The sequence below is a fragment of the Pseudomonas sp. P4_B3 genome (genome assembly GCF_056402295.1).
On sequence record NZ_JBFUHR010000001.1, the window covers coordinates 24,463 to 42,608 of the forward strand.

General features: G+C 59.7%; 18 protein-coding genes. 11 read left to right on the top strand and 7 right to left on the bottom strand.

The genetic code is table 11. The features are described 5' to 3' along the window. Nucleotides 1-74: 74 nt before the first annotated feature. The 5 genes from AC1DWG_RS00140 to AC1DWG_RS00160 form a co-directional block, all read right to left on the bottom strand. A complete protein-coding gene (locus tag AC1DWG_RS00140; protein WP_477787108.1) occupies nucleotides 75-2,069 on the bottom strand; it encodes a GGDEF domain-containing protein in 1,995 nt (664 codons plus the stop codon). Continuing rightward, nucleotides 2,066-2,944: an endonuclease/exonuclease/phosphatase family protein gene (locus tag AC1DWG_RS00145; protein WP_218431436.1), complete on the bottom strand. Its 879-nt coding sequence runs from the start codon at nucleotides 2,942-2,944 to the stop codon at nucleotides 2,066-2,068. Before AC1DWG_RS00145 ends, AC1DWG_RS00140 begins: the two co-directional genes overlap by 4 nt. Before the next feature lie 14 nt (nucleotides 2,945-2,958). Next, complete coding sequence (locus AC1DWG_RS00150) at nucleotides 2,959-3,600, bottom strand: thiol:disulfide interchange protein DsbA/DsbL (RefSeq protein ID WP_108218734.1); 642 nt, start codon at nucleotides 3,598-3,600, stop codon at nucleotides 2,959-2,961. A gap of 199 nt (nucleotides 3,601-3,799) precedes the next feature. After that, entirely contained in the window at nucleotides 3,800-4,429 is a 630-nt protein-coding gene (locus AC1DWG_RS00155; RefSeq protein WP_477754123.1) for a c-type cytochrome, read from the bottom strand. Nucleotides 4,430-4,474: 45 nt separating this feature from the next. Next, nucleotides 4,475-4,765 (bottom strand): c-type cytochrome, encoded by a 291-nt coding sequence (locus AC1DWG_RS00160; RefSeq protein ID WP_223455051.1) that lies wholly within the window; start codon nucleotides 4,763-4,765, stop codon nucleotides 4,475-4,477. 191 nt (nucleotides 4,766-4,956) lie between these two features. On the opposite strand from AC1DWG_RS00160, the gene yihA reads away from it, so the two are divergent. Beyond that, nucleotides 4,957-5,601 (top strand): ribosome biogenesis GTP-binding protein YihA/YsxC, encoded by a 645-nt coding sequence (gene yihA, locus AC1DWG_RS00165; protein WP_008002192.1) that lies wholly within the window; start codon nucleotides 4,957-4,959, stop codon nucleotides 5,599-5,601. Nucleotides 5,602-5,947: 346 nt separating this feature from the next. Here the strand turns inward: yihA and polA are convergent, their stop codons facing one another. Next, nucleotides 5,948-8,752, bottom strand: coding sequence for a DNA polymerase I (gene polA / locus AC1DWG_RS00170; RefSeq protein WP_477787109.1), 2,805 nt, complete (start codon nucleotides 8,750-8,752; stop codon nucleotides 5,948-5,950). Between the two features lie 74 nt (nucleotides 8,753-8,826). Here polA and AC1DWG_RS00175 point away from each other — a divergent pair, with 74 nt between their 5' ends. Both AC1DWG_RS00175 and AC1DWG_RS00180 read left to right on the top strand, forming a co-directional pair. After that, complete coding sequence (locus AC1DWG_RS00175) at nucleotides 8,827-9,117, top strand: DUF2782 domain-containing protein (protein ID WP_116262477.1); 291 nt, start codon at nucleotides 8,827-8,829, stop codon at nucleotides 9,115-9,117. 57 nt (nucleotides 9,118-9,174) lie between these two features. Beyond that, nucleotides 9,175-10,125 (top strand): homoserine kinase, encoded by a 951-nt coding sequence (locus tag AC1DWG_RS00180; RefSeq protein WP_007989412.1) that lies wholly within the window; start codon nucleotides 9,175-9,177, stop codon nucleotides 10,123-10,125. A 76-nt stretch (nucleotides 10,126-10,201) separates the two neighbouring features. Here the strand turns inward: AC1DWG_RS00180 and znuA are convergent, their stop codons facing one another. Continuing rightward, nucleotides 10,202-11,122, bottom strand: coding sequence for a zinc ABC transporter substrate-binding protein ZnuA (gene znuA, locus AC1DWG_RS00185; protein ID WP_477765410.1), 921 nt, complete (start codon nucleotides 11,120-11,122; stop codon nucleotides 10,202-10,204). 66 nt (nucleotides 11,123-11,188) lie between these two features. Between znuA and zur the strand changes: the two genes are divergently transcribed. The 8 genes from zur (at nucleotide 11,189) to AC1DWG_RS00225 (ending at nucleotide 18,130) form a co-directional block, all read left to right on the top strand. Beyond that, nucleotides 11,189-11,671, top strand: coding sequence for a zinc uptake transcriptional repressor Zur (zur, locus tag AC1DWG_RS00190; protein ID WP_477765411.1), 483 nt, complete (start codon nucleotides 11,189-11,191; stop codon nucleotides 11,669-11,671). Next, nucleotides 11,671-12,456, top strand: coding sequence for a zinc ABC transporter ATP-binding protein ZnuC (gene znuC, locus AC1DWG_RS00195; protein WP_116262474.1), 786 nt, complete (start codon nucleotides 11,671-11,673; stop codon nucleotides 12,454-12,456). The genes zur and znuC overlap by 1 nt, the downstream gene beginning before the upstream one ends. Further along, nucleotides 12,449-13,237: a zinc ABC transporter permease subunit ZnuB gene (gene znuB, locus AC1DWG_RS00200; RefSeq protein WP_477753427.1), complete on the top strand. Its 789-nt coding sequence runs from the start codon at nucleotides 12,449-12,451 to the stop codon at nucleotides 13,235-13,237. Before znuC ends, znuB begins: the two co-directional genes overlap by 8 nt. A gap of 37 nt (nucleotides 13,238-13,274) precedes the next feature. Then, the gene (locus tag AC1DWG_RS00205; protein WP_477765412.1) at nucleotides 13,275-13,991 is read left to right on the top strand and encodes a PA5502 family lipoprotein; all 717 of its coding nucleotides are present in this window, start codon (nucleotides 13,275-13,277) and stop codon (nucleotides 13,989-13,991) included. A 278-nt stretch (nucleotides 13,992-14,269) separates the two neighbouring features. Further along, nucleotides 14,270-15,277, top strand: coding sequence for a methionine ABC transporter ATP-binding protein (locus AC1DWG_RS00210; protein ID WP_477753429.1), 1,008 nt, complete (start codon nucleotides 14,270-14,272; stop codon nucleotides 15,275-15,277). Next, nucleotides 15,277-15,951 carry a methionine ABC transporter permease gene (locus AC1DWG_RS00215; protein ID WP_477753430.1) on the top strand — a complete coding sequence of 225 codons (675 nt, stop codon included), beginning with the start codon at nucleotides 15,277-15,279 and terminating at the stop codon, nucleotides 15,949-15,951. The genes AC1DWG_RS00210 and AC1DWG_RS00215 overlap by 1 nt, the downstream gene beginning before the upstream one ends. Nucleotides 15,952-16,025: 74 nt before the next feature. Further along, nucleotides 16,026-16,799: a MetQ/NlpA family ABC transporter substrate-binding protein gene (locus AC1DWG_RS00220; RefSeq protein WP_477765413.1), complete on the top strand. Its 774-nt coding sequence runs from the start codon at nucleotides 16,026-16,028 to the stop codon at nucleotides 16,797-16,799. Nucleotides 16,800-16,907: 108 nt separating this feature from the next. Next, nucleotides 16,908-18,130 (top strand): IS3 family transposase gene (locus tag AC1DWG_RS00225; protein ID WP_477787110.1). Its coding sequence is split into 2 segments (ribosomal slippage): nucleotides 16,908-17,259 and nucleotides 17,259-18,130, totalling 1,224 coding nucleotides; the frame shifts between segments, so codons are not numbered across the junction. Nucleotides 18,131-18,146 lie beyond the last annotated feature (16 nt).

Sequence of the window (18,146 nt, forward strand, 5' to 3'; positions counted from 1 at the left end):
AAGACAATAATGCAACAGTGTAACGTAATGCCTGGCGGGCGGACGGCAATCAAACAAAATGGAACAATTGACGATCAGCCCGGCTCCACGCGGTTGCGGCCGGCATTTTTTGCGCGATACAGCGCCTGGTCGGCTCTTTTAAGCGCTTGATCGCCATGCTCACCCTGCCTGAACGCCGTCATTCCGATAGACACGGTGATGGTCACCGGCTCTCCCTTGAAGTGGAACGGACAGGCCTCAATCGAGGCACGCAAGCTTTCCAGCAACTTCAGCCCCGCCGCCGGCACCGTGGATGGCATTAACAGCACAAACTCTTCGCCGCCAAACCGCGCAATGAAATCCGTCCCGCGCAGACGCTTGCGCAACACGCTGGCGATGATTTTCAGCACTTTGTCACCGGCCAGGTGCCCGTAGTTATCATTGATACGCTTGAAATGATCGAGGTCCAGCATGGCCAGCAGCAACGTGTTGCCATGTTGCTGCCATTGTGTGACTTCATGGTCCAGGCGCTCGCTCCAGGCCGCGCGGTTGGGCAGACCGGTCAACGGGTCGACCAATGCCTTCTGACGCTGCTCTTCAAGGTGCTCACGGTAACCTTGGGCCTCCTGCTCCATATGGGCGACCCGCTCGGCCAGGCTATGCAAGCGCGCAGCGACCTCTTGCTCGCGCTCATCGCGCTGTTTCTGGTGCTGGTCCATGGTGCCCAGCAAGCCTTCGAGATGGTTTTCCAGGACGTGCTTGAGATCTTCCAGGTCCGCGGCTTCCTGCATGCTGCTTTGCAAGCCATCGACCTGTTCGCGGATCTGCGTGTCCATCTGCCGCGCAGCCGAACGGTTGTCGGCGTGCCCTGCGGTGGCGGCCTGCAAGTTGCTCTGGAACGATTCGAGGCGCTCGTTCAATCGTTGTAGATAGGCTTCGAACTCATGCTGGCCGCTGTCGGTAATGGCCAGCATCAACGTGGCGAAGTCGTCGAGGATCGGCAGCAATTCGTACCAGTTCAAACCGTTTTTCAGACGATCGCGCATGGATTCGGCTTGCGGGCGATAATGTTCGGGCAATGTCAGGTCGTCGAGCAGCCCTAGCAGCGTGTCTTCGATGTGACTGGCCACCGAACTGTAGGAGGGCTCGGGGGAGTCCGGGAGTGCGTAGAGAATGTCGTGTTCGGATGGCGCCTGATCGGTGGCGACCACGTCCTCCGTCGGAATCGGAGGTACGGGCACACTATCCGTCGATGCTGGCGCGGTCAGCTCGTCGGGGTTCGCTTGCGGCTCAGGGGGTGTCGCAATGGTTTCCGGAGCTGGTTGCTCGGCCGATTCGATTTCTGTCGAGGCTGCACTGGATGGTTGAGGCTCCGCAGCCGGAGGTGCAAAAGCCACGGCTGGCTCAGTCGGCACGGACTCGTCCTCAGCTCGCTCAACAGCGGGTACCTCGCAGATTGCTGGCTCAATCACGACCGGGGCCGACTCGATAATCGCCACAGGGCTCTCGGCTACAGGGGCAGCCAGCGCAGGAGAAGTAGCCGTTGAGGCCGCCGTCTCCTGCGCTTCACGACCGCCGAACAACCGCTGCAGCAAGCCCGGCCGATCGGGTTCCGTCGGGGTCTCCAGCTGGCTCAGGGCCTTGCCTTGCAAGCCACTCAGTTCGCTGAGCAACAACGGTATCTCACGTGCCTGACTGACCCGCGCCTCCAGTTGCTTGGCGAAACTCTTGAGTGGCCGGCTCACATCCCGTGGCAGCGGCAATGTTTGCAGTTGAGTGACCAGCGCAGTCAGGGCGGCACTGGTCTGGTTGATCCGGGTTTCCCGACGCTGCTCGGAGTCGAGCACGGCTTTTTCCAGGCGTGGAATCAGCGCGGCCAGGCCGGCGTCCATGTCGTCGGTACGCACGACCTCGCGCATTTCCTTCATGCACTGGTCAACGGCGCGGTCAGTGCCTTCCGCCGCCAGGGTGCTGCGCACCAGTCCACGGCGCAGCAAGTCGAGCCGCGCGTCCCAGCGACGTTCGAGCTTTTCCTGTTGTTCAATGCTTTTGAGGTATTTCTCTTTCCAGCGCTGTGTTTCGTCGCTCATTCATGGGATCCGCGAAGGGCAGGACTCAACGCGGGCAATGCATCGGCCGTGAGCGAACCCGGCAGACGAATCTCTACCGCGACCGGCAGGTGATCGGAAATGGGCTGTGCCAGCACCTCGACCTTTTCCAGGGTCAGGCTCGGGCTCAGCAGGATATGGTCCAGGCAGCGCTGCGGGCGCCAGCTGGGAAACGTCGCTTCCAGTTGTGGCGCAAGCAGGCCGAGATCGCGCAACGCAGAGTTTTGCAGCAGGTCACTGGCATGGGTATTCATGTCGCCCATCAGTACCTGGTGTTTGTAATCGCCAATCAGATCGCGGATGTAGGCCAGTTGCAGGCTGCGCGCCCGGGCACCCAAGGCCAGGTGCATCATGACCACCACCAGCGCTTCCGGGCCTTCGCCGAACCGTACCAGAATGGCTCCGCGACCTTTTGGCCCCGGCAACGGATGATCTTCAATGGCCCACGGACGCAATCGACTGAGCACGCCATTGCTGTGCTGGGCCAGGCGACCAAGGTTGCGATTGAGTTGTTGATACCAGTAGGGGAAGGCGCCGAGCTGGGCCAGGTGTTCGACTTGATTGACGTAGCCTGACCGCAGGCTGCCGCCATCGGCTTCCTGCAAGGCGACCAGATCGAAATCGCCCAGCAGATTGCCGATTTTCTGCAGATTGTCGGCACGTCCGGTGTGCGGCAGCAGATGCTGCCAGCCCCGGGTCAGGTAATGCCGATAACGCTCGGTACTGATGCCGACCTGGATATTGAAGCTGAGCAAGCGCAGACGACTGTCTACGGGCAGGCCCGTGGACTCCAGATGATGCTCGTTGACCCGCGGATCATGCCGGCCAACGACACGTTCAGTACCCCATCGGCGCATGGCAGTGACTGCCCTTAGTTGGCGGCAGCCTTGTTAGCCGCCCGCTCTTTGTCGATCAGTTTGTCGGCCAGTTGCAGGGCCTGTTCAGCACCGCCGGCAGACCCCACGTCAAACCGGTACTTGCCGTTGACGATCATGGTTGGAACGCCGGTGATTTCATACTTCTTGGCCAGTTCACGCGCCTTGACGATCTGACCTTTGATAGCGAAAGAGTCGAAGGTCGCGAGGAACTTGTCCTTGTCCACGCCTTGGGTAGCGAGGAAGTCGGCCATGTCATCCTTGTCGGTCAGTTTCTTGTGTTCTTTCTGAATCGCATTGAACACCGCGGCATGAACGTTGTGCTCGACCCCCATGGCTTCAAGGGTCAGGAACATCTGACCGTGAGCATCCCACGGGCCACCGAACATGGCTGGAATGCGTACGAAATTCACGTCCGTCGGCAGCTTCTCGACCCACGGATTGATCACCGGCTCGAAGGCGTAACAATGCGGGCAGCCGTACCAGAACAGCTCTACCACTTCGATCTTGCCAGGCACAGCGACCGGAACCGGATTGCTCAGTTCCACATAAGGTGCGGCGGGGGCTTCAGCAGCCTGGGCGGTCATGCCGAACAGGCTGGCAGCGGCAAAAACGGCGCTGATGATCAGATTACGCATGCTTCACTCCTGGACAAATTTTATCGCCTCGCGCGACTGTTTTCAGACAGATCCTGACGGGCTTGAGTTCTGTAGTGTAACGGCAGCGGCCACAAAAAAGGGCGGCCAAGGCCACCCTTTTTATACTTGCTGTCACGGATTAATCGAGCGTTAACGTTGCAGGCGATAAGCACCCTGTTCAACACCCGATCCGCCGGCCTCAGTGCAGGCCTTGAATGTAGCTGGACACCGCAGCGATGTCTTCGTCGCTCAGCTTCTTGGCAATGGTCTGCATGGTTTTGGCATCGCCGTCGTTGTTGCGGCCGCCTTCTTCCTTGCGGAAGTCGGTCAGCTGCTTGCCGATGTATTGAGCGTGCTGGCCGCCGAGGTGCGGGAAACCGGCAGCCGCGTTACCTGCGCCATTTGGCGAATGGCACCCGGTGCAGGCTGGCATCCCCTTGGCCAGGTCACCACCACGGAACAGGGCTTCACCGCGAGCGACAACTTTCGGATCGGCGGCGCCGACGCTGCCTTTCTGGCTGGCGAAGTAGGCGGCGATGTCCGCCAGGTCCTGATCGCTCAGGTTGGTCAGCAGACCGGTCATTTCCAGAACGGTGCGCTTGCCCGACTTGATGTCGTGCAATTGCTTGGTCAGGTAGCGTTCACCCTGACCCGCCAGTTTTGGAAAATTTGGCGCCATGCTGTTGCCATCCGGGCCGTGGCAGGCGCCACATACGGCGGCTTTGGCCTGGCCGGCTTTTGCATCACCCGGTTGTACTGCCTCACCTGCAGCATGGGCCATGCCGGAGATGCCCACGGTCAACAGCAGACTCACGATCAATTTCTTCATCAGCTAATCCAACTACGGCTAAGGGTTAAGAGTTATGGACCGGGCTTACTCGCTCATCCAAAGGATGGTGGCTTGGTAATCCTCGGCACTGCAGTCCATGCACAAACCACGCGGCGGCATCGCCTTGAAACCCTGGGTCACGTGTTGCACCAGCGTCTCCATACCTTTCGCCAACCTCGGCGTCCAAGCTTCCTGATCGCCTTTTTTCGGCGCCATGGGGAGTTGGCCGGAATGACAGGCACCACAAACACGGTTGTACACAGCTTCCGGATCCTGTGTAGCCTGAGCGCTGTAAAGCGGCATCAAGACACCGGCAGCTAGCAGCCATTTCGTCATAAAACGACCTTTTCAGGGTTGAGAGCGAGCTGCGTTCTAGTGCGCAATCAAGGTTTGTCGCTCTCGTGAACTTCATCCTACGCTGGGACAAAGCGCACACAAAATCTGCGGCATTATATACTGGCGTCACTGAAACGGAAGCGACACTGCTTGCCGCACCCATTCCTGGCGCCGCCCACATCGGAAATCCCATGCAACTCAAGAATCCCATCCTCGGTCTGTGCCAACAGTCCACCTTCATGCTCAGCGCCGCCAAAGTCGACCAATGTCCGGATGACGAGGGCTTCGAAGTCGCCTTCGCCGGGCGTTCCAACGCCGGCAAGTCGAGTGCCTTGAACACCCTGACCCATGCCAGCCTGGCGCGCACCTCGAAAACCCCGGGGCGTACACAGCTGTTGAACTTCTTCAAGCTAGACGATGAACGCCGTCTGGTCGACCTGCCGGGCTACGGTTATGCAAAAGTACCGATCCCGCTCAAGCAACACTGGCAGCGTCACCTGGAGGCATATCTGGGTGGTCGCGAGAGTTTGAAAGGTCTGATCCTGATGATGGACATCCGCCATCCGATGACCGATTTCGACCTGCTGATGCTCGACTGGGCCGTGGCTGCCGGCATGCCGATGCACATTCTGCTGACCAAAGCAGACAAGCTGACCTATGGCGCGGCCAAGAACACGCTGCTCAAGGTTCAGGCGGAAATCCGCAAGGGCTGGGGTGATCTCGTGACGATTCAGCTGTTTTCGGCCCCGAAACGCATGGGCCTGGAAGATGCCTACACCGTACTGGCTGGATGGATGGAACTGGCGGACAAGGGTGCCGAAGTAGAAGCCCAGTAAGCAGCGAAGGTTGCCTGGGGCGCCCCAGGCAGTTTTCTGCAGGCAAAAAAAACCCCGGGCTTCATATGGGGAGGGAGAAGTTCCGGGGTTCAAGCTCTAGACCGCTAGGGCGGGGTCCAGATATCTGCCAACACTTAACACAACATAGGAGCATCGAAGGGCTTCACCAGCCATTCAGTAACTCTGAGTGGTGGTTCGCAAGATTAGTTCAGATTTTTTTCAAATAGCTTTGGAATAACTCTGATAATTTTCCGGACTAAGTGGTTCACGCCCTTCTGCCGCGGCACTATGCCGCAGCAGAACACGACAATTTTCTGTAGGAGCGAGCTTGCTCCTACAAGAAGGCTCAGTGAGCCTCATCCCAGTTATTTCCGACACCCACTTCGACCAGCAACGGGACATCCAGTTTCGCGGCCTCGCTCATGTGCACGCGAATTTCATCGCGAACCTGGTCGATCAGGTCTTCACGCACCTCAAGCACCAGTTCATCGTGCACCTGCAAAATGACTTTGGCGTCGAGGCCAGACGCGGTCAGCCAGTTATCCACCGCGACCATGGCTTTCTTGATGATGTCCGCCGCAGTGCCTTGCATCGGCGCGTTGATCGCCGTGCGTTCGGCGGCGGCGCGCTCTTGCGGCTTGTTGGAGTTGATGTCCGGCAGGTACAGGCGTCGGCCGAAGAACGTCTCGACATAACCTTGCTCGGCGGCCTGGGCACGCGTGCGGTCCATGTACTGGCGAACGCCGGGGTATCGGGCGAAATAGGTATCGATGTAGGCCTTGGCGGTCTTGGTGTCGACGCCGATGTCCTTGCCGAGCTTCTGCGCGCCCATGCCGTAGATCAGGCCGAAGTTGATCGCCTTGGCGCTGCGGCGCTGGTTGGAGGTCACGTCGGCCAGTTCGACCTTGAACACTTCGGCGGCGGTCGCGGTGTGCACGTCCAGATTGTGGCGGAAGGCGTTCATCAGCCCTTCGTCCCGGGAAAGGTGCGCCATGATCCGCAGTTCGATCTGCGAATAGTCCGCCGCCAGCAGCTTGTAACCTGCCGGGGCCACGAAGGCCTGGCGAATGCGACGCCCTTCGGCGGTGCGCACCGGGATGTTCTGCAGGTTCGGGTCGCTGGAGGACAGCCGCCCGGTGGACGCCACCGCCTGATGATACGAGGTATGGATCCGTCCGGTACGTGGGTTGATCTGCTCCGGCAGACGGTCGGTGTAGGTGCTTTTCAGCTTGCTCATGGAGCGGTATTCCATGAGCACTTTCGGCAATCGATAGTCGTCTTCTGCCAGTTTGGCCAGCACTTCTTCGGCGGTGGAGGGCTGGCCCTTGGCGGTTTTCTTCAATACCGGCAGGCCGAGCTTCTCGTAAAGGATCACGCCCAGTTGCTTGGGCGAACCGAGGTTGAACTCCTCGCCAGCAATCTCGAAGGCTTCACGCTCCAGCGCCACCATCTTGTCGCCCAGCTCGATGCTTTGCACGCCCAGCAAGGCGGCATCGACGAATGCGCCCTGACGCTCGATTCGCGCCAGCACCGGCACCAACGGGATTTCGATATCGGTCAGCACGCTGGCCAGGCTCGGAATGGCCGAGAGCTTTTCGAACAGGGTCTGGTGCAGACGCAAGGTGATATCCGCATCTTCGGCGGCGTAAGGCCCGGCCTGCTCCAGGGCGATCTGATCGAACGTCAGCTGCTTCACGCCTTTACCGGCGATGTCCTGGAAACTTACCGTGGTGTGGTCCAGATACTTCTGCGCCAGGCTGTCCATGTCATGGCGGGTGGCCGTGGAGTTGAGCACGTAGGACTCAAGCATGGTGTCGAAGGCGATGCCTCGCACGGTAATGCCGTTGTCCTGGTCGCCGCCGATGGCGCAGTTGGCCAGGATGTTCATGTCGAACTTGGCGTGCTGGCCGACCTTGAGTTTGCTCGGGTCCTCCAGAATCGGCTTGAGCGCGCGCAGGACCGTGTCGCGATCCAGCTGCTGCGGCACGCCGATGTAGGAATGGGTCAACGGGATGTAGGCCGCTTCGTTGGCCTGAACCGCGAACGACAGGCCCACCAGTTGCGCCTGCTGCGCATCGATGCCGGTGGTTTCGGTGTCGAAGGCAAACAGCTTGGCGTTGTTCAGCTTTTCCAGCCAGGCATCGAACCGCGCCTGATCGAGGATGGTTTCATAGGCGGCTTCAGCAGCGGCGGCCGGTGCTTCGGCCTCTGGTTCGCTGAACAGATCCGCGGCCGGTGCAGGCTCGGCGGCAGCACTCAGTTCCAGGCGTTTGGCGTCGCGATCAAGGTCGTTCAGCCAGCTCTTGAATTCCAACAGGGTGTACAGCTCGTAGAGTTTGGCCGGATCTTCGGGACCCATTTGCAAGTCGTCGAGCCCAACGTCCAGCGGCACGTCGACCTTGATGGTCGCCAGTTGATAGGAGAGGAAGGCCATCTCCTTGTGCTCTTCGAGCTTGGCTGGCAGGGTCTTGGCGCCGCGAATCGGCAGGGTCGGCACGATGTCGAGTTGCGCATAGAGTTCGGTCAGGCCGCCGTTCACACCAACCAGCAGGCCCGAAGCCGTCTTCGGACCGATGCCCGGAACGCCCGGAATGTTGTCGGACGAATCGCCCATGAGCGCCAGATAATCGATGATCTGCTCCGGAGCGACGCCGAATTTCTCCTTCACGCCCTCCACGTCCATGCTGCTACCGGTCATGGTGTTGACCAAGGTAATGTGACCGTCGACCAGTTGCGCCATGTCCTTGTCACCGGTGGAGATGATCACCGGACGATCCGCCGCCGCGCTGCTTCGGGCCAGAGTACCGATCACGTCATCGGCCTCGACGCCTTCGACGCACAGCAGCGGGAAGCCCAGGGCGATCACGCTCTGGTGCAGCGGCTCGATCTGCACGCGCATGTCGTCAGGCATGCTCGGACGGTTGGCCTTGTATTCGGCGTACATGTCATCGCGAAAAGTCCCACCTTTGGCGTCGAACACCACAGCGAACGGACTATTCGGATATTGCTTGCGCAGGCTCTTGAGCATGTTCAAGACGCCCTTGACCGCGCCGGTCGGCAGGCCTTTGGACGTGGTCAGCGGCGGCAACGCGTGAAAGGCGCGGTACAGGTAAGAAGAACCGTCCACCAGGACGAGGGGGGCTTGGCTCATGAGCAGGATCAACCTTTTCGGCGGGTCCGGCGCTAGAATAGCGGGACCGTTGACGACAAAGGGACAAGGTTATCATGCGCACACTAAATCGCCTGTTGCTGGCTGGCTTGTTTGCAATCACACCACTGGCCGTCATGGCAGCGGACGATGCGCCGACACCCGAGCCGGAAGTCACGATCCGCACGGAAGGGGACAAGCTCATTCAGGAGTACCGCCAAAACGGCTTCCTGTATGCGATCAAAGTCACGCCCAAGGGTGGAAAGCCATACTTTCTGGTGCGTGCGGACGGTACAGATGCAAACTACATCCGCTCGGATTACCCGGATATGCTGATTCCGGCGTGGAAGATCTTTGAGTGGAAATAGTTTCTTAATTTCAATTGGCGCTGGCTCACGAGCGGCGCCCGTACTGGCAGCTTAAACATGTCTGTGTTCACCCCCCTGGCTCGGCCTGAGCTGGAAGCTTTTCTCGCCCCTTATGGCCTCGGCCGCCTGCTCGATTTCCAGGGGATTGCCGCCGGTAGCGAAAACACCAATTTCTTTATCAGCCTGGAACAGGGCGAATTTGTCCTGACCCTGGTCGAGCGCGGTCCGGTTCAGGAAATGCCGTTCTTCATCGAACTGCTCGACGTGCTGCACGGCGCCGACCTGCCGGTGCCTTACGCCCTGCGCACCACCGACGGCGTGGCCTTGCGCGAACTGGCGGGCAAACCTGCGTTGCTGCAACCGCGCCTGGCCGGCAAGCACATCAAGCAAGCCAACGCGCAACATTGCGCACAGGTCGGTGAGTTGCTCGGCCATCTGCACCTGGCGACCCAGGCCAATATGATCAAGCGCAAAACCGATCGCGGCCTGGACTGGATGCTGGAAGAGGGCACGCAGTTCCTGTCGCATCTCGGTGCCGAGCAGAAAGACCTGCTGCAACGGGCGCTGGAAGAAATCACCCGGCAGAAAGAAAAAATCCTGGCACTGCCGCGGGCGAACATTCACGCCGACCTGTTCCGCGATAACGCGATGTTCGAAGGCACGCACCTGACCGGGCTGATCGATTTCTACAACGCCTGCTCCGGGCCGATGCTCTACGACGTGGCGATTGCCTTGAACGACTGGTGCTCGGACGACGATGGCGTGATCGATGGACCGCGAGCGCGGGCCTTGCTGGGCGCTTATGCAGCCCTGCGACCGTTCACCGCTGCCGAAGCCGAGTTGTGGCCGACCATGCTGCGGGTGGCTTGCGTACGGTTCTGGTTGTCACGCTTGATCGCCGCGGAGTCGTTCGCCGGACAGGATGTGTTGATTCACGATCCGATGGAGTTCCAGCTGCGGCTGGCGCAGCGGCAGACGGTCAATACGCCGTTGCCTTTCGCCCTTTAAAGCAAAAGATCGCAGCCTTCGGCAGCTCCTACGGACCGAGGTAGGCGCTTCCGAAGGCTGCGATCTTTTTATGGGTTTATAACGACTCCAGACACCCTGCCAAATCATTCCCCAGCTTCTCCAAAAGCTGCTCATACCCCTGAGCAGTCGCCGGCGTATACCCGCCCAGCGCATCCAGTTCAGCCAGTTTCACCGGCAAACCCGTCACCAGGGTTTCCGCCAGGCGCGGCCGCAGAGGCGGTTCGCTGAACACGCAGGTCTTGCCGACTTCCTGCAATCGCGCGCGCATCGCCGCGACATGCTGGGCACCGGGTTGCACTTCGGCCGCGACGCTGAACACACCCACGTGCTTGAGGCCGTAGGCGTCCTCGAAGTAGTCGAAAGCTTCGTGGAACACGAAGTAAGGTTTGCCCTGAACATCGGCCAGGCGTTTCTTCAGGCGCGCATCCAGTGCATCAAGGCGCTCGTCGAAGGCTTTCAGATTGCTCTGATAGCGCGCAGCATTGTCAGGATCGGTGGCACTCAGGTCGGCCGCCATTTTCGTAGCGATGACCCGGGCGTTAACCGGCGACAGCCACAGGTGCGCATCCAGGCTGCCCGGGCGGTGATCGTGGTCGTGTTCGTCGACTTCTTCGGCGTGGGAGTGGCTATCTTCGGCGAAGCGGCGCAGTTTCATGCCTGCCAAATCTTGCACGGCGACGCTGGGCAGCGTACGACCATTGAGCACGCGTGGCAGGAAACCTTCCATGTCCGGGCCGATCCAGTACAGCAGGTCCACCGATTGCACCTTGCGCACGTCGGAAGGGCGCAACGCATAATTATGCGGCGATGCTCCAGGTGGCAGCAAGACCTCGGGAATCGCCACACCGTCCTGCACCGCCGCGGCGATCAATTGCAGAGGCTTGATGCTGGTAAGGACCTTGACCTCGGCCTGCGCCGAACCGATCAGCAGAAAACTTGCGGTAAATGCGACAAAGATAGAAAAAAGTCGGGACACGATGACCACTCGAAGAGGCGAGAACGGGTAACATAATAACGTCTCTCACAAAACTCGTCGCCGCCCATGCTAAAAACACCGATCGCCAGCCGTCCCCACGACCACTCACATTGCGTTCACAGCGCTTTGTCCGAGGCCGATGCCCTGTGCGCACGTCAAGGCCTGCGCCTGACCGCGTTGCGCCGGCGAGTGCTGGAACTGGTGTGGCAAAGCCACAAGCCGCTGGGTGCCTACGACATTCTCGCGGTCCTCAGCGAGCAAGACGGTCGCCGTGCCGCGCCGCCGACGGTGTACCGCGCGCTGGATTTCCTGCTGGAAAACGGCCTGGTCCATCGGATCTCCTCGCTCAACGCCTTCATCGGCTGCAATCACCCGGAACATGCTCACCAGGGTCAGTTCCTGATCTGCCGTGGGTGCCACGCCGCCATCGAGCTCGAACAAAAATCCATCAGCGACGCGATCATCGCCAGCGCCAGGGATGTCGGGTTTATCGTCGAAGGCCAGACCGTTGAAGTGGTCGGTCTCTGCTCGGGTTGCCAGGGGGCTTGATGAGCAACGCGCTGATCCGTCTTGAGCAGGTTGCCGTCACGTTCGCCGGGCAACCGGTGCTGGACAACATCGAGCTGAGCGTCGAACCGGGGCAGATCGTTACCCTGATCGGCCCCAACGGCGCCGGCAAGACCACACTGGTGCGTGCCGTGCTCGGCCTGTTGAAACCGGACAGCGGCAGCGTATGGCGCAAGCCGAAACTGCGGGTCGGTTACATGCCGCAAAAACTTCACGTCGATCCAACCCTCCCGCTATCGGTCCTGCGATTCTTGCGCCTGGTGCCGGGCGTGGACCGTGCGATGGCCTTGGCGGCACTCAAGGAAGTCGGTGCCGAACAGGTGATCGACAGCCCGGTGCAAAGCGTTTCCGGTGGCGAAATGCAGCGCGTGTTGCTGGCCCGGGCCTTGTTGCGCGAGCCGGAACTGCTGGTGCTCGACGAGCCGGTGCAGGGTGTCGATGTGGCCGGCCAGGCTGAGTTGTACAGCCTGATCACCCGCCTGCGCGACCGTCACGGTTGCGGCGTGCTGATGGTCTCCCACGATTTGCATCTGGTGATGAGCACCACGGACCAGGTGGTTTGCCTTAATCGCCACGTCTGCTGTTCCGGCCATCCCGAGCAGGTCAGCGGCGATCCGGCTTTCGTCGAGCTGTTCGGAAAAAACGCACAAAGCCTGGCGATTTATCACCACCACCACGACCACGCCCACGACTTGCATGGCTCGGTGGTCAAGGCGCCCGCGTCGGGTAAACCCCATGTTCACGGAGATAGCTGCAAGCATGGCTGATTTTCTGCTCTACGCCCTGCTTGCAGGCCTGGCCCTGGCCGTCGTTGCAGGCCCGCTGGGGTCTTTCGTGGTCTGGCGGCGCATGGCCTATTTTGGCGACACCCTGTCCCACGCGGCATTGCTCGGTGTGGCCCTGGGCTTCCTGCTGGATGTCAGCCCGACCGTTGCCGTCACCGTCGGCTGCTTGCTGTTGGCAGTGTTGCTGGTGACATTGCAACAACGCCAGCCGCTGGCATCCGACACACTTTTGGGAATTCTCGCACCCAGCACGCTCTCTCTGGGCCTGGTGGTACTAAGCTTCATGCACGAAGTGCGGATCGACCTGATGGCCTATCTGTTCGGCGACCTGCTGGCGATCAGTCCGACCGATCTGGCCTGGATTCTTGGCGGTAGTGCTGCGGTACTGGTCTTGCTGGTTGCGTTGTGGCGCCCATTGCTGGCGATCACGGTGCATGAAGAACTGGCCCGGGTCGAAGGCCTGCCGGTGGCTGGATTGCGCCTGGCCCTGATGCTGTTGATCGCCGTAGTAATTGCCGTGGCGATGAAAATCGTCGGCGTGTTGCTGATCACTTCATTGCTGATCATCCCGGCGGCTGCGGCACAACGTCACGCCCGCTCGCCAGAGCAGATGGCACTGGGCGCGAGCCTGCTGGGCATACTCGCCGTGTGTGGCGGGCTGGCACTGTCCTGGTTCAAGGACACCCCCGCTGGCCCATCGATTGTGGTGGCAGCCGCCGCACTGTTTCTGCTGAGTTTTGTTCTGCCCCGTCGAGGGGTGTAGACTTGCTCGTTTTTTGCGCAAATAGAGAGTCGCAGGAATGAAGTCGTTCGCCTCCCGTTATCTGCTCCTTGTCGCATTTTCTTTGCTGCTGGGCGCCTGCCAAAGCACGCCATCGGAAGCCACCAAGGCCGCCGATGCACGGGCCACGGCCATCGTGCAGCTGGAGCAAAACATCGCCAGCGATGAACTGGCCACCGCCGAGGACCAATTGGCAGCCTTGCAGGCCGAATCGCCCAACGATGTTTCCCTTGAGCAATACCAGCGGCAACTGGCCGAAGCCTACCTGCGCCGCAGCCAGATCGTGCTGCAAAAGGGTGATGTGGATGCCGCCGCGACCGCCCTGAGCCGTGCCCGCGCGTTGATGCCCAAGGCTCCGGCACTGACCGGCGGAGTCAACGGCTCGATTGCCCAGGCGCGCAAGGCCGAGCTGGAAAAAGCCGAAGCCGCCCTCAAGGCTGCCGAAGCCAAGCCAAAAGCCAAGGTTATCGACCTGACGGCTGAAAGCACCACGATCGTGCTGAATATCAACGATATGGGCAAACTGCGTCGCCAACTGGATGCCATTGCCGCTGATGTGGTGAATTTTCAGTGCGACGTGAGCATTCAGGCTCCACGCACCAATGATTACCCTTGGCTGGCTAACTTGCTGACCAAACGGGTGAAGAAGCTCGATCCTGAGTTTGATCTGAAGCTTGAGCGGCAGATTTTGCGCAATGTTCCGGCGCAGATGGTTCTTAGCCCTCGGAAACCCTGAAAAGCTTCGCGGGCAAGCCCGCGAAGGCATCCTTTCTGGCAATAAAAATGCTCAGGCCGAAATCGCCTTGGCCTTCGCATACCTCTCCCAAACCCGATGCCGACCAATCGCTGGAGTGAGCCTCTTCAGCCGTTCCTTTTTTCTGACCTTTGATCGCGTTATTTCCAAATGACAGGACAAATGCGAAATAAATGCTAAGAACCTCTATACGGACAGGCTAAAATGCGCGCCCGGCTAACCGCTGATCCTTTTCTAACGCGCCCCACAAGGTTCGCTACGTGATCGAGTTTCAAAACGTCCATAAAACCTACCGCATCGCCGGTAAGGAAATCCCCGCTCTGCATCCGACCAGTCTGACGATTGAGAACGGGCAGGTTTTCGGCTTGATCGGTCATTCCGGTGCAGGAAAAAGTACCCTGCTGCGTCTGATCAATCGCCTGGAAAACGCCAGTGGCGGCAAGATCACCGTCGACGGTGAAGAAGTCACCGCGCTCGACGCCAATGGCCTGCGCCGCTTCCGTCAGCAGGTCGGGATGATTTTCCAGCACTTCAACCTGCTGGCCTCCAAGACTGTCGCCGACAACGTCGCGCTGCCACTGACCCTGGCCGGCGAGCTGTCGCGCAGCGAGATCGACTCGCGCGTGGCCGAGCTGCTGGCGCGGGTCGGTTTGTCCGACCACGCGAAAAAGTACCCGGCGCAATTGTCCGGCGGACAAAAGCAGCGTGTCGGCATTGCCCGCGCCCTGGCGACCAAGCCAAAAATCCTGCTGTGCGATGAAGCCACCAGCGCCCTTGACCCGCAAACCACCGCATCGGTGTTGCAGTTGCTGGCCGAGATCAATCGCGAGCTAAAACTGACCATTGTGTTGATCACCCACGAGATGGACGTGATCCGTCGGGTTTGCGACCAGGTAGCCGTGATGGACGCCGGCGTGATCGTCGAGCAAGGCTCGGTGGCCGAGGTATTCCTGCATCCGAAGCACCCGACCACCAAGCGTTTCGTGCAGGAAGACGAGCAGATCGACGAAAGCGAGCAGCGTGACGACTTCGCTCACGTACCGGGGCGCATCCTGCGCCTAACCTTCCAGGGCGAAGCGACCTACGCGCCTCTGCTGGGCACTGTCGCCCGGGAAACCGGTGTGGACTACAGCATCCTGGCCGGTCGTATCGACCGCATCAAAGACATCCCTTACGGGCAACTGACCCTGGCCGTGACCGGCGGTGACATGGAAGCGGCCTTTGCCCGCTTCACCGCAGCCGACGTCCACATGGAGGTGCTGCGCTAATGGAAGCCCTGACAAGTTTCTTCGCCAATATCGACTGGTTCGAAATCTGGCTGGCCACCGGCGACACCCTGCTGATGCTCGGCGGTTCGCTGCTGTTCACCGTGCTGCTCGGCTTGCCCCTGGGAGTGCTGCTGTTCCTGTGCAGCCCGCGCCAGTTGCTGGAAGCCAAAGGCGTCTACGCGTTGTTGTCGCTGGTGGTGAACATCCTGCGTTCGCTGCCGTTCATCATCCTGTTGATTGTGATGATCCCGTTCACCGTGTTGATCACCGGCACGTCCCTGGGTGTCGCCGGTGCGATTCCGCCGCTGGTGGTGGGTGCCACGCCGTTCTTCGCCCGCCTGGTGGAAACCGCCCTGCGTGAAGTGGATCGCGGCATCATCGAAGCGACCCAGGCCATGGGCGCGACCACCCGACAGATCATCACCAACGCGTTGCTGCCGGAGGCTCGTCCGGGCATCTTCGCGGCGATTACGGTGACAGCAATTACACTGGTGTCCTACACGGCTATGGCCGGTGTCGTGGGTGCCGGTGGTCTGGGTGACCTGGCGATTCGCTTCGGATACCAGCGTTTCCAGACCGATGTGATGGTCGTGACGGTGGTGTTGCTGCTGGTACTGGTCCAGGTGCTGCAAACCGTCGGCGACAAACTGGTTGTGCATTTCTCCCGTAAATAAGACATGAGCCGGCCATTCGCTGGCAGGCGCCGGAAACCGGCGCCGCAAGCGGGCACCCACAAGGAGTTAGCTGAATGAAAAAACTACTCGTCGCCTTCGCTGCTGTTGCCGCATTCTCGGCCCACGCGGCCGACACCCTGACCGTCGCGGCTACTCCGGTTCCGCACGCCGAGATCCTCGAATTCGTGAAGCCGGCCCTGGCCAAAGAAGGCGTGGACCTGAAGGTCAAGGTATTCACCGACTACATCCAGCCGAACGTGCAGGTCGCGGAAAAGCGCCTGGACGCCAACTTCTTCCAGCACCAGCCGTACCTGGATGAGTTCAACAAGGCCAAGGGCACCCACCTGGTGTCGGTGGCGGGCGTGCACCTGGAACCTCTGGGTGCTTACTCCAGCAAGTACAAGACCATTGCTGAACTGCCTGGCGGCGCCAACGTGGTGATCCCGAACGATGCGACCAACGGCGGCCGTGCGCTGTTGCTGATGGCCAAGGCCGGCCTGATCAAGTTGAAGGATTCGAACAACATCCTGTCGACCGTCAAGGACATCACCGAGAACACCAAGGACCTGAAAATCCGCGAACTGGAAGCCGCGACTATCCCGCGCGTGCTGACCCAGGTCGACCTGGCGCTGATCAACACCAACTACGCGCTGGAAGCCAAGCTCGATCCGTCCAAGGACGCGCTGTTCATCGAAGGCAGCGACTCGCCTTACGTGAACATTCTGGTGGCTCGTCCGGACGACAAGGACAGCGAAGCGATGAAGAAACTGGTGGCTGCCATGCACAGCCCGGAAGTGAAGGCTTTCATTCTCGAGAAGTACAAAGGCGCAGTGGTGCCGGCGTTCTGATCGACTGCTGCAACGAAAAAAGGGGCGCATTCAATGCGCCCCTTTTTTATATCTGTGTCCCGTCCTGAATAAGGTTTACACCTTCTGACCCATTCTCAGGAGGGAGTAATGAATACGGGAGAAAGGCGCAGTCAGCGTGATTACACGCTGACCTTTAAATTGTCGGTCGTCGATCAGGTCGAAAAAGGCGAGTTGAGTTATAAAGAGGCTCAAGAGCGCTATGGCATTCAGGGTAAAACGACCGTACTGAACTGGTTACGCAGGCATGGTCGGCAGGACTGGAGTCAAGGCGCGTCCATTCGCTCCAAGAGACCCCGTTCCATGGATGAGCCCGATAAGCCGCTGACACCCGAACAGCGAATCAAAGAGCTTGAAGAAAAGCTTGCCCAAGCCAACCAGAAAGCTCAGTTTTTCGAAGCCGTCGTTGATGTTTTGAAGAACGATTTCGGTATTTCTGTCGTAAAAAAGCGATCCGGCAAGTCCTCTCCCAAGGGCAGATCCAAGACCTGAGCATCAGTCGGGCTTGCCAGTTCATGGGGATTTCCCGTCAGGCTTATTACAAGCGCAACCCGGCGTGTGATGCCCGGGCCCGTCATGCCCAGGAAGTGATGGGGTTCGTGAGGGAAAAGCGACTTAGACAACCGCGCCTTGGCACCCGAAAACTTCACAATCTAATGCGCACGGAGCCAGAAGTGTCCGTAAAGGTTGGTCGAGACCGTTTATTCGATATCTTGCGAGATCGACGCGAACTGCTTCCCCGCCGACGGGCCTATCACAAAACGACAGACAGCCATCATCGTTTTCGCCGGCATCCAAACCTGCTCAAAGATGGGCCGATTCAGGTAGTCGCCAAGGCGCCAGAGCAAGTATGGGTTGCGGACATCACCTACTTACCGACGCAAACGGGTGTGGCTTATCTGAGTTTGATCACTGATGCGTACTCCCGAAAAATCGTGGGGCACCATGTCCATGAAAGCTTGCACACCGAATCGGTGATCCAGGCGTTCAACAAAGCCCTCAAGCAGCGGACAACGGAGCAACGCCTGGTGCATCACTCGGATAGAGGCGTCCAATACTGCTCCGAGCTTTATCAGCGGCTGCATGCCAAATACGGCATCACCTGCTCAATGACCGATGGCTACGACTGCTACCAAAATGCGTTGGCTGAGCGTGTGAACGGGATTTTGAAAAACGAGTTATTGCTGCATCGCCCCAAAGATTTTGCAGAGGCCATCCGGATGGTGGACGAGTCGGTGCAGATCTATAACAACGAGCGGCCTCATCTGTCGCTGAAATACAAAACGCCCGATGCGGTGCATCGGGCGTTTTGAGGCTGAAACAGGTGTA